This window comes from Fusobacterium sp., from assembly GCF_032477075.1.
GTDB lineage: Bacteria > Fusobacteriota > Fusobacteriia > Fusobacteriales > Fusobacteriaceae > Fusobacterium_A.
Genome location: NZ_JAWDXO010000012.1, coordinates 9,478 through 22,704, shown reverse-complemented (window position 1 = coordinate 22,704; position 13,227 = coordinate 9,478). Strand labels below are relative to the sequence as shown.

Below are 13,227 nucleotides of genomic sequence, written 5' to 3'. Positions count from 1 at the left end.
AATTCAAATAAGGAGAATTTTATGGAGATGAATTATTTTAAAAGTTTTGATGGTACAGATATATTTTATAGAAATTGGAATTTTGATGAGAATAAAAAAACTTTAATTGTGATTCATAGAGGTCATGAACATTCAGAGAGATTAAATGATTTTGCAACTAGCGAAAGATTTAAAAAATATAATATTTTTTCTTATGATTTAAGAGGTCATGGATGTACAAAAGAAAAAAGTTCTCCAATATTTATGGATTATGTAAGAGATTTAAATTCATTTGTAAATTTTATAAAAAAAGAATATAAAATATTAGAAAAAGATATTTTTATAGTAGCAAATAGTATAGGAGGAGTTATTCTAACAGCATGGGTACATGATTATGCACCTGAAATTGCTGGGATGGCACTTCTTGCTCCTGCTTTTGAAATAAAATTATATGTTCCTTTAGCAAAGGAATCTATTATGCTTTTAACAAAGCTTAATAAAAATGCCAAAGTTCCAAGTTATGTTAAATCTAAGGTACTGACTCATGATGTAAATGAGCAAAAGAAATATGATTCAGATAGATTAATAACTAAAGATATCAATGCTAGGCTTCTTGTTGATCTTTTAGATGCAGGAAAAAGATTAGCTGATGATTCTGCTGCCATTGATATTCCTACAATCATTTTTTCTGCTGGAAAAGATTATGTCGTAAAAAATAATTCTCAGAAAAAATTCTATTTAGAACTAGGAAGTGAATTAAAAGAATTTGTATATTTAAAGGATTTCTATCATGGAATTATGTTTGAAGAAAAAAGAGAAGAAGTTTATAAAAAAATAGATGATTTTATTATAAAAAGTTATAGTTTAAAAAAGGAAAGTATAAATATTCTTCCAGAAAAATTTTCTCAAAAAGAATATGAAACTATTTTATTGAAGATGATCCCAATTAAAGAAAAAGTATCTTTTGGAATACAAAAATTTCTTCTAAATAAATTAGGATGGTTAAGTAAGGGAATGAGTATAGGATTGGAGCATGGGTTTGATTCAGGACCTTCTCTTGATTATATTTATAAAAATCAAACTGATGGAAAATTTGGGATAGGGAAATTCATGGACAGATGCTATTTGAATGAAATAGGGTGGCAGGGAATAAGAGTGAGAAAGAAAAATCTTCTTGAATTAGTCAGAGAAAGAATAACAACATTATCCAAAAATGATGTAAGGATATTAGATATAGCAGGAGGAGTTGGGAACTATCTTTTTGACATTAAAAGAGAATTTCCAGATGTTGAAATTATAATAAATGAATTTAAAAAAGAGAATATAGCAACAGGAGAAAAAGTCATTGAAGAAAATGGATGGGAAAAGATAAGATTTACTAATTTAGATTGTTTTGATTATGAAACTTATAAAAAACTTGAGTTTACACCAGATATAATTATAATTTCAGGAATATTTGAATTGTTCAATGAAAATGAACTTATAAATCAGGCAGTAAAAGGAGCTGTTGAAATACTTGAAAAAAATGGATGCATTATATATACAGGTCAGCCATGGCATCCTCAACTTCATAAGATAGCTTTTGTTTTAAATAATCATAGAGAAAGAAACTGGATAATGAGAAGAAGAGGTCAAAAAGAACTGGATAATATTTTCAGATATAATGGATTAGAAAAAAGAAAGATGCTTATAGATAATTTTGGAATTTTTACAGTTTCTTTAGTTGAAAAGAGAGGAGAATAATGGATATTTCAATATATAATTTAAAGAAAAAATTTCAGGATTTATTGATGCCATTATGCAGAAAGTTGAACTCTTTTGGTATAACTCCTAATCAGATAACCATTGGAACTATGATTTTAAGCATTATATTTTCTGTAATTTTTTATATATTTTCAAAATATAGATGGTTATTTTTGACAGTTCCATTATTTTTCTTAATAAGAATGGCTTTTAATGCATTAGATGGAATGATTGCCAGCAGATTTGATAAAAAAACAAATTTAGGTATTTTTCTCAATGAGATTGGAGATGTAGTTGCAGATACAGTTTTTTTTCTGTGCTTTTTTTCTGCTGTAAATATTAATATTATATCAACTATGCTGTTTACTTTTTTAGGAATATTATCAGAATATACAGGAATAGTGGCTATACAGATTGATAGAAAAAGACATTATGAAGGACCAATGGGTAAAAGTGACAGAGCTTTTTTTGTAAGTATATTGTCAATTTTCATATTTATAGGAATAGATAATAAATATATAAACTATCTCATATATTTAGGAATATTTTTATTAGTAGTCACTATATATAATAGAATAAAAGCTACTTTAAAAAATATTGTATAGAGGAGGAAAAGATGATATGAATATTTTTCAGAAAATTCCTATACTTATTTTTTTCTTTTTTATAGCAATAGGAGCATATATATTTGTTTATTTGTTAAAAAATAAATTTAGTAAAGAAAGATATACAAATCTATGCCAGAGAATAAAAACATGGTTGATGATAATTGGTATTTTTTATCTAGGAAGTATAAATAAAATATCAATGATTATTTTATTTATTTTGATATCTTATCTATCATTAATAGAATTTTTAAAATTATTTGATGTAAAAAGAACTTTTGGAATAAAAATGATATGTATATTAATAATAGGGATTAATTATTTTATAATATATCAGAATATGATTTATATTTTTTATTTCTTTATTCCATCTATAATAATATTTATTAATATATTTTTTAAAAAAGAAAAAATAATTTTAAGTCTATTTTTCAGTGTTTATTTCATAAGCTTTATTTCATATCTTGTAAATATAGAAAGTGGAATTCTATTAATTTTAGCTTGGATTATACTTATAGAACTGAATGATGTTTATCAGTATATAACTGGAAATATTTTTGGCAAAAGAAGGATAGCTCCTAAAATCAGTCCAAATAAAACTTTAGAAGGTGTAGTTGGTGGAATAATAATGACAACAGCAACCATATTCTTTTTAAATACAGCTTATGGATATAAAATTAATATTTGGATGGGACCAATAATAGCTATATTAGGATTTTTAGGAGATATTTCAATTTCTTATTTTAAAAGGAAGGCAAATAAGAAAGATTCAGGAACTATACTTGCAGGTCATGGGGGAATACTTGATCGTGTAGACAGTTTGATTTTTAATTCTCCTGTTATTTTGTTGATAACATTATACTTGAATTAAATACTTTAATTTAAAGAAGCTTATTAAAAAGATAGAGAAATATTTAAAGATAAAAATTAGAAAGTAAATATTTTTACTAAAATTTTTAAGATAGAATAAAATTCTTTATAAATGCTTCTTTTTTATTTTGTAAAGTTTGAAAGTGCTGATTGATAAAGAAAGAACGAAGAAAAGAGGATTAATAACTGTTTACTTATAGTTGCGGAAAAATTATCTGTAAATATATATAGGAGAATGTTTATTTATTTGAAATTTTGAAGTATAATAAGAAAGAAGATCAAGACCTGTCTATTCAGGTAAATAGATAAAATTATTATAAAACACAGGGGGTAAAAATGGCAAGAAAAGAAGCAGCAGAAATTATTATGAGAAATGTGTATTCTTATAAAGAACCTCAATTGAAAGAACAGATTGAAAGTTATATACTAGGGGAAACAAATACAGCTCCATCAGGTAATGATTTAAGACAGAAAATATCAATGTATCAGGCATATGGTTTTGATCAATTAGGGTGTTTTGATGAAAATAAAAATTTTATAGATAATGAAGATGGAGAGGTATTAAAAAGATATACAGAACTGTTATATAAAGAATGTCCAGATAAACTGAGCACTCAGTTTCAGCTTTTTAGTGGAAAATATAGCCTTTATAAAAAATTAGGATTCAGTAAGGCATTTATAAAAGAAGATTTCCAGAAAACTCTTTTATATACTACAAGATATTGGTGGCAGACAGAAAAAGAATCAGTAGACAAATTTATTGAGAATTATAAGGATATTGCTGATGAATATATAAATGAATATGATAAAGTAAATGGAAATGCAGCTTTTGCAGCAGGAATAATTCTTATAACAAAATTAGTAAATGAAAATGAAAGTACACCAATGGAAAAAATAGGTAATATTTTCTTTGGAAAAAAAGAAAAAGTAGTAGAAAAACTGGAAAGATTTTTTTATAGTATTTTAAAGAAAAGATTAAAAGATAAAACTGTAAAAAGAATTTTAGAAAATGATATAAGAGATACTCAAATAGATAAATATTATAATGAAGTTGTTCAAATAAAATTAGTTTTTACATCTGAAATGCATGAAACTATTTTAATTAATAAAATAATAAAAGAGATAAAAATGGCTTCAAATATTATTTTTCAAGGTATAAGAATAGCAGCAATGGCAGAACCTGTGACATTTCTTTATGTTCATAATAATGATGAACAGACTATGAAGAATATAGAAGAATTAAAGCTTTCAGATAAATATAAATTAGATTTCTGTTTAGAACGTATTTCAAATGACTACAGACATAATGAAAAATATTTTTATAAGGTAATAGAAGGAAGTATGAAATTATCCCCAGATTATGTTAAATCTATAATGAAAAGAGAAATAGATGAAGAAGACATTATGGGAGGAATACTTCTTAGTCTTCTTATAAAAAATAACTATATTGATGGAGCAGAGAAAAAAGAGTATTTAGGTAAAATTGAGAATCTATTTATAAAATCATATAGTGAAATATATGCAAATAAAGAAGTATATGGATATGAATTTCCTGAGATAGGAATGGAAGATTTTGAATTCTTGAGAAATGAAAAAGCAGTACTAGATGGAATAAAAATATCTGAAAGTGGAAGTGCATATAAATATAGAGCAAAAGCTAATAAAATAAATGTTTCAGCTCTTTCTTTAATAGAATATTCTACAGTGGCAAGAAATGCTGTTGGAGTAATTTTTAAGATGAAAGGATATATAAGATATCTTTTCCATTTTATAATAAATTATAAATGTGTATGTCCTGTAAAAAATGAAAATGTCTATACAAGGCTTTATGAAAAATTGGGAGTTTCATTTGAAGATATCTGTCAAGGATATCTTGACTATAGATTTAGAGAAGATGCAATAGAAAAAGATGAATTTTTAGAATTTGCTCATAAGTATGAAAAAGAGATATATGAATTATTAAAAAATAATTTTTTTGAAATAGAAAGTCTAAAGGATTTTATTAATATTCTTTACAAAGAAAATAATGGATTTGATTATGTAGAACTTACTAATGTATTTGAAAAGAAAATAAAAAGTGTAACAAGTATGGTAGAAGATATGCTTAAATCTAAAGAAAATGAAGTACGTTCTAAGATAGAGGAATTAGCTGGAGCTAAAAGCAAAATAACTGCTGATACTGCTATGCGTCTTATAAGAATATGGGATAATGATAAAATAGAAAAGGATTTAAAAGCAATGGAGGATATTAATAAAGTGACAGAATATATAGAAAATCTATATACAAAAACTAATGATAAAAATACTCCTTATGCTAAAGAAATAGATTATGGAAATGTTAGAATAAAAGATTCAGAAGAAAAAATTTCAGAAAAAGTAATGAAATATTTTGTATCAGAATATATAGTTTTAAAAGATCTATATATAATTAAAGGATGCAAAAAAATACAGGAAATTGTAAATATTTATGATTTGAGACTTTTAATGAAGAATATTTTTGATATGTGGATTGCTGAAGGATCAACTACAAAATATAGAAATTTACTTTTACCTCTAGCTCTTACAGCTGGTGAGACTCAAATACCTATGATTAAAAAGCAAATAGACTTCTGGGCAGAGAACAGTAAGCCTGGTCTTGCAACTTTTGCTATCCAATCTTTATGTATGAATGGAAGCAAAATGGCATTGCTTACAGTAGACAGTATGTCAAGAAAACATAAAAATAAAAGAGTAAAAAGAGCAGCTCTTGAGGCTATGGATATAGCAGCAGAAGCTATGGGAATGTCTAGAGATGAACTGGATGATATAATAGTTCCCGATTTAGGATTTGGAAAAGACAGAACTAGAATATTCAGTTATGGAGAAAGGGAATTTAAAGCTGTATTAGATGATAAAATGGAAATAACACTTTTTGATAACACAGGAAAACAGATAAAATCACTTCCAAAGGCATCAGCTAAAAATAATGATAATGAAGATATGGCGGCAGAATGTAAAGAGGAATTAAAGAATATAAAAAAACAGATCAAAATTGTTATAGAATCTCAAAAGTTAAGAATAGCTAAAGCAGTTATAATAGGAAGAAAATGGAGTATAGATAAATGGAAGGAACTGTTTATAGAAAATCCTATAATGAATAGCTTTGCAACAAAACTTGTATGGGAAGAGGCAGACAGTAAAGGAAATATTATAAAAACTTTCAGATACATGGAAGATGGAACATTTAATACAGTGGATGAAGAAGAGTACGAATTGGAAAATGGGACATATATACTTCCATTACACCCAGCTGATATAGATGAGGAAGAGTTGGCAGCATGGACAGAACAATTGGAAGATTATGAAATAGTACAGCCAGTAGATCAATTAAATATCCCAGTATATACTTTAAAAGATGAAGAGCTTGAAGAAAAAGAGATAACAGAATTCAAAACAAAGAAAATTTATGCTTCAACTTTCAAAAGTGCAGCAAATAAACTTGGTTTCAATATGGAGTTTGCTGAATATGGAGAATGTTGTGGGTGTACTTTTATAGATGAATCAAGTAATATAAAGATGTTTATATCTACTAATAATTTCTATCCAGGAGATTATAGTACAATTATCAGTATACTTAAAATAAGTTTTATTTCAAGAGAAAGCAATAGTGAAATAATTCTTAGAAAAGTACCTAAAAAACTTATTAGTCTTGCATATCTTGCAGGAAATATGATAACAGAAAAAGCTATAGAAAACAGGGAGGAATAGTTGTGGAAGTAAAAATTTTAAAACCTACTATGGAGATGAAATATGCTGAGGAGTTAGAAGTATTGAAAAATACAGATACTGGAAAAAAACCAGAAAATTGGCTTATGTCTCCAAAAGCAGTGAGAACATTCATCCTTGGAAGTGATAAAGCCATAGAGTATAATGGAAAAAAAGTAAAAATAACTAAAAAATTCTATGGAGATGATTCTCTTGTAGAAAGAAGTATAATTACTCTTGCTGGAAATAGAGGACTTATGCTTGTAGGGGATCCTGGAACAGCTAAAACTATGTTGAGTGAACTTTTATCTGCAGCTATCTGCGGAACAACTACAAACACTATTCAGGGAACAGCAGGAACTACTGAAGATATGATTAAATATTCATGGAACTATGCAATGCTTTTAGCAAAAGGACCTGTAAGAGAAGCTCTTGTTCCAGCACCTCTGTATATTGGAATGAAAGAAGGAATAATAACTCGTTTTGAAGAAATAACTAGATGCCCATTGGAAATGCAGGATAGCATGATAAGTGTTATGAGTGATAAAATGTTGAATATTCCAGAGTTTGCAGAAGAACCAGTATTGTATGCAAGACCTGGATTTAATGTGATAGCCACTGCTAATACTAGAGATAAGGGTATTAACGAGATGAGTAGTGCTTTGAAAAGAAGATTTAATTTTGAAACAGTTCTTCCAGTAAGCAGTGTAACTATAGAGGCTAAAATAATAGAGCAGGAATGTGAAAAAATGTTTAATGAGGCTAATATAGAAATGAAAATAGACCATAATGTTATTGAGGTACTGGCTTTGACTTTCAGAGAGTTAAGAGAAGGTATAACTTATGAAAATATAAAAGTAGATATACCATCATCAGTTATGAGTACAGCAGAAGCAGTATCAGTATATTTCCAGACTGCTATTGATTCATATTATTATAGTGATGGGAAAATAACTGCTGACAAACTTGTTCAAAATATAAAAGGAGCAGTAATCAAGGAAAATAGAGATGATTTGTCAAAACTTAAAAATTATTTTGGAACTGTTGTGAAAAAAAGAGCAGAAAAAGAGGGGTCATTATGGATAGATTATTACGAGGCGAGAAACAATTTGAAATAGGTGAAGAAATAAAGAGGATAGATGAGCTTTTTAAAAAAAGTTATGATTTATCTTCAAATTTCCTACTGTTTCCAGTGAGACATCATAGTCCAGTCTGTTCTTTTCATTTGGAAAAAGTAATAGAAGAGTATCAGCCAGAAGCTATATTGATAGAAGGACCTAAAAATGCAGGGCATTTAATAGAATATGCAGTATCAGATAAAACAAAAACACCTTTCTGCATATATCTAAGTTATGATGATAAATCAGGAAAAATAAATGAAGAAAAAGGTAAATATAGAGCATTTTATCCATTTCTTGATTATTCTCCTGAGCTAACTGCATTGAGAAAAGGAACAGAGAAAGGGATACATTGTGAATTTATTGATCTCAGCTACGGAGAAAAGCTTTTAAATACTCCCAACCCAGAACAAAAAAATATAGAGAATTATGAAGATGACAGAGTATTTTTACAAAGCAGTTATTATAAAATGCTCATAGAAAAAATGGGTTGTAAAAATTTTAATGAACTATGGGAGATGCTTTTTGAAATAGAGGGATTTCATACAGAAACTGAAAGTTTTTTAAAAAGCCTGTTTTATTATTGTTATTACAGCAGAGAGAATACTTCTCAGGATGAATTAATTTATCATGGAGATATAATCCGAGAGTATTATATGGCTGAGAATATTCGAGAAGCTATGAAAAAGTATAAAAAAGTATTAGTTGTAACTGGCGGAATACATACAATAGAACTTGTAAACCTTATTACAGCAAAGAAACTTCCTTCATTTAAAATAGAGAGCATAAAGGAAGAAGATTCACCTAGTTATCTTATGCCTTATTCTTTTGAAGAATCTGATAGAAATTCAGGATATGAATCAGGAATGGTATTTCCATTTTTCTATCAAAAGGTATGGGAGAATATAAATAAAAATAGAAAAAAACCTTTTGAGGAATCAGTATTGCGTTTTATTATTAATACAGCTGGAGCTGTAAGAAAAAAACAGCCTCTTTCAATAGCAGATGAAATGCAGTCATATTATATGGCCAGAGGATTAGGAGAATTGAGAGAAAAAAAAGAATGTGGAGTGTTTGAACTGATAGATGGAGTCAAGGCATCTTTTGTAAAAGGAGAAATAAATTCATATCACCAGCCATCATTAAAAAATCTCTACAGACTTCTTACTGGAATGGAAATGGGGAGTATAGATCCAGATTGCGGAGTTCCTCCTTTAGTAAATGATTTTTTTGTAAAATGTAAAAAATTTAAAATAGCTACAACAGTAAGTATGAAAAAAGAAACTAAGCTGGATGTATATAATAATGAAAGCCATAGAGAGAAAAGCAGATTTTTTCATCAAATGAAGTTTTTAGAAACAGATTTTTGTCATTATATCAGAGGTCAGGATTCCAATACTGGAAAAGGAAGAATACTTCTTAGGGAAACATGGGAATATCGATTTTTTCCAGGAGTACAGGTAGCTCTTATTACAAACTCTGCATATGGAGGAACAGTAGAAGAAGCATGTCTTTCTCTGATAATAAAAGGAATATCAGCTGAACATAGTAATGCCAGAGAACTTTCAGAAAAGCTTTTACAGGCAAATCGTATGGGCTTAAACAGTGTATATGGTATTATTTTTGAAAAGCTGATGGATATAATAGGTAATGATATGGATTTTTTAAGTGTATCTGATTGTTTTAAAAATCTTAGCGAAGTCAAAACTTATAATACAAGTTTTACTGGGATAGATATACCAATGCTTGATAAGGTAATAGAATTGAATTTAAATCGTATGCTTACATTGATTTATACTATTATAAATTCTAAAAAAGAAGATGAAGATAATATTTGCGATGGGATAAAATTTTTGTATACTTATTTTATAGATAGTTTAAATAGAGAAGAGGAAGAAACTTTTATTCAAAGTATGTTTTCCATATATGAAGATAACAATGCTAATACAGCTCTTTCTGGATCAGGGAGTGCAGTTCTTTTTAAGAAAGGAAGAATATCTTTAGAAGAAGCTATGGCTAAGTTTAATTCTTATCTTAATGGATCTGATGTTTCTAAAAAAATGTCAGCATCTTTCTTAAAAGGATTTTTTAAGATAGCCAAAGATATAGTTTTTGTAGATGATAGAATGCTTCATTCTTTAGATGAGATATTGAAAGACACTGATGGAGATTTATTTTTAGAGATACTTCCAGATTTGAGATTTGCATTTACATATTTTCTTCCTTTTGAAACTGATAAAATTGCTAAACAAGTATCTTCATTTTATGACATATCAGGAGAGGCATTATTATATGGAGATGTTTTTGATCAAAAACAAATAGAAAAAGCGGCAGATATTGATAAATATTGTGCTGAAAAACTGGATGAGTGGCTTTTAATAAAGGGGGAAGAAAATGGAAGATAAAAAAACACTTAATAAGTGGAGACTTGTTCTGGGAGAATTTGCTCAGGAAAATATGAGTCTTGACCCTCAATATGCCACTATGGATTCTGTCCTTGATTTTCTTTATTCAAGAGAATACTCAGAAGAACAGGGAATACGTAAGGATGGAGGAAGGGGAGCTTCAAGTCTTACTGTTCCAGAGTGGATAGGAAAAGTAAGAGAACTTTTCCCAGAAGAAACAGTAGAAATAATGCAAAAACAAGCAATTTCTAAATATAATCTGACAGAACTTCTTACTGATGAAAAGATTCTTAAGCAGATGCAGCCTGATATGGAATTATTAAAAAATATATTGGCATTTAAAAAAATGATGAGTCCACAAGTATTGCAAACAGCTAGAAATATAATAGGGGAAGTAGTTAAAGAGATTGAAGAGCAATTAAGAAAAGAGATAATAGAAGCTTTTCATGGAAAGAAAAATCCATATAAAAGTGGAGTACTTCGTACAATGAGAAATTTTGATTTTAAAAAAACTGTAAGAAGAAATTTAAAAAATTATGATACAGAAAGAAAAGTTCTCATTCCTTCGAGATTATATTTTTCTTCTCGTATAAAAAAACAAAATGAATATCACATAATAATAGTGGTAGACCAAAGCGGAAGTATGGTATCTTCTGTAATTTATAGTGCTGTTATGGCTGGAATATTTTCTAAATTATCTATGATAGATACAAAACTGATAGTATTTGATACAAGTGTAGTGGACTTGACTGATTATGTGAGTGACCCTGTGGAAACTCTTTTAAGTGTACAGCTGGGAGGAGGAACAGACATATCAAAAGCTCTTGATTATGCTGCTTCTAAAATAACTCAGCCTCAAAAAACAATAGTTGTGTTAGTAAGCGATCTCTATGATGGATATGATTACAGACAAATGTACAGGAGAGTTTTTGATATCATAGAAACAGGTGCAAGAATGTTTGTACTTCCTGCTTTAGATTATAATGCACAAGGTAGTTATGATAAAAATGCTGCTCAAAAAATGGCAAATTTAGGTGCTGATGTAGCAGCTATAACACCAAAGGAGTTGGCACAATGGATAGCAAAAATAGTATTATAAATGAAATAAAGTCTTTTCTTCCTTTTATCAATGAAGAATTTATAGTAAGTATTTCAAATAAAGGAATATATAAACGTTCTGTAAAAGATCTGGAAAAAGCTAGAGAAAATATTTTATTGTCAGTAAAAAATGCAGGAACCATAGAGGTAAAAATAGAAGATGTAGTTGTAGAGCTAAATATAAATGTGCAAAACAGTAAATGTACATGTCCATCTTCAAGTATCTGTAAACATACTGTAATGGCACTCCTATATTTAAAAGAATTTTATGATAATAATCAAAATATAGAAGAAGAAATAAAAGAAGATGAAAAAGAAAAAATTGATGAAACAATTTTTTATGAGGAATTAAAAAAACTTACAGGAGAAAAGGTACTGGAAATCGTAGGAAAGAAAATCTATAACTCTCTTATAAATTCAATCTTTATAAGAAATGAAGCTGTTTTTGAATATGGAGATATGTTAACTGTAACTATTGCCAGTCAAAATGTAAAAGTATATTTTCCTAAAGAAAAGTCTATAGAAAATGCAATGTGTTCTTGTAAGGAGAAGGGAATATGTTCACATAAAGCATATGCTTTAATATCATATTTAATAAAAGAAGGAAAGATAACAGAAGAAGATACAGAATATGATAAGATAGAGATAGGAGAAAAAGAAAGAGAGATTATAGAAAATCTTCATATTTTTATAAGTTCAATATTTGATCGTGGAATATCTGGGTTGACTGGAAATGAAATAAGTCAGACAGAAAAATTTTATATACAGACTTATGGAATAAAACTTTTTGCAGCAGCAGATGAACTGAAAAATCTTTCAAGTGAACTTGGATTTTATTTTTCTAAAAATATATCTTTTTCTAATAAAAGGCTGATGCATATATTGTGTTCTGTTTATAATAGAACATCAGCTCTTCTTATAATAGAAGATAACAGAAAAAAATTGATGCTGGCAGGGCAGAGACGAGAGGAAAAATTTAATCTTGACAACATTGAGTTAATTGGATTAGGAGCTTCTGGAGGTATTACAAAAAGAAATGACCTTCTGATAACTGTATATTTTTATTGTAAAGATATAAAAAATATTCTATCAATGAGCACCCTCAGGCCTTATGAAAATAGGTCACAATTAAGCACTTTGTATAATATGGGACAGGTATGGTCAAATGAACTTTCTTTTAAAGATGTATCTGTGTCAAAAATGGTTTTGAAAGATGCAAAACTTTCCCTTGGAAAGATATCTTCTACAAAATCTACAGTTTGTAATATAAAAGGCAAAACAACTGAAGAAGATATACATGAGTTAGCTGTTTCTGATTATTCTTTTATCATAGATGAATTGAAGAAGCATAAATTTAGGTATTTTGAACCATATTCAGCTACTAAAAATATATTTTTAATAAAAGCAGAGGAAATAAAAAATATAGAATATGATAAAATAGAACAGAAACTTAAATTTGATTCTTTAGATTCAAATGGAAATACTATAATATTTGATATAAAATACAATTCTGTATCAGAAAATGCTATAAAATATTTTGAAAAAAATAAAACTGGACTATATTTTGATTATATACTTGGAAATATTATTGAAAAGAATGGAATAATATATGGAAAATTTTTAAGTGGTATACAAGATGGTCAAGTAAGAAATATATTTTTTTAA

The 13,227-nt window shown here is 27.8% G+C and carries 8 protein-coding genes; all 8 read left to right on the top strand.

Annotation, left to right across the window (positions count from 1 at the left end; all coding sequences use genetic code 11):
* Positions 1 to 21 precede the first annotated feature (21 nt).
* The 8 genes from E6771_RS06685 to E6771_RS06650 all read left to right on the top strand — a co-directional run bounded on the left by E6771_RS06685 (position 22) and on the right by E6771_RS06650 (position 13,227).
* Entirely contained in the window at positions 22 to 1,722 is a 1,701-nt protein-coding gene (locus E6771_RS06685) for a bifunctional alpha/beta hydrolase/class I SAM-dependent methyltransferase (protein WP_316090447.1), read from the top strand.
* The gene (locus E6771_RS06680) at positions 1,722 to 2,327 is read left to right on the top strand and encodes a CDP-alcohol phosphatidyltransferase family protein (RefSeq protein WP_316090445.1); all 606 of its coding nucleotides are present in this window, start codon (positions 1,722 to 1,724) and stop codon (positions 2,325 to 2,327) included. Before E6771_RS06685 ends, E6771_RS06680 begins: the two co-directional genes overlap by 1 nt.
* Before the next feature lie 16 nt (positions 2,328 to 2,343).
* The gene (locus E6771_RS06675; RefSeq protein ID WP_316090443.1) at positions 2,344 to 3,198 is read left to right on the top strand and encodes a phosphatidate cytidylyltransferase; all 855 of its coding nucleotides are present in this window, start codon (positions 2,344 to 2,346) and stop codon (positions 3,196 to 3,198) included.
* A gap of 335 nt (positions 3,199 to 3,533) precedes the next feature.
* A complete protein-coding gene (locus E6771_RS06670; RefSeq protein ID WP_316090442.1) occupies positions 3,534 to 6,944 on the top strand; it encodes a DUF4132 domain-containing protein in 3,411 nt (1,136 codons plus the stop codon).
* Positions 6,945 to 6,946: 2 nt separating this feature from the next.
* Complete coding sequence (locus E6771_RS06665; protein ID WP_316090441.1) at positions 6,947 to 8,059, top strand: AAA family ATPase; 1,113 nt, start codon at positions 6,947 to 6,949, stop codon at positions 8,057 to 8,059.
* On the top strand, positions 8,020 to 10,464 hold the full coding sequence (locus E6771_RS06660) for a DUF5682 family protein (RefSeq protein WP_316090440.1): 2,445 nt from the start codon (positions 8,020 to 8,022) through the stop codon (positions 10,462 to 10,464). The genes E6771_RS06665 and E6771_RS06660 overlap by 40 nt, the downstream gene beginning before the upstream one ends.
* A complete protein-coding gene (locus E6771_RS06655; RefSeq protein WP_316090439.1) occupies positions 10,454 to 11,563 on the top strand; it encodes a VWA domain-containing protein in 1,110 nt (369 codons plus the stop codon). The genes E6771_RS06660 and E6771_RS06655 overlap by 11 nt, the downstream gene beginning before the upstream one ends.
* On the top strand, positions 11,539 to 13,227 hold the full coding sequence (locus E6771_RS06650) for an SWIM zinc finger family protein (protein ID WP_316090438.1): 1,689 nt from the start codon (positions 11,539 to 11,541) through the stop codon (positions 13,225 to 13,227). The genes E6771_RS06655 and E6771_RS06650 overlap by 25 nt, the downstream gene beginning before the upstream one ends.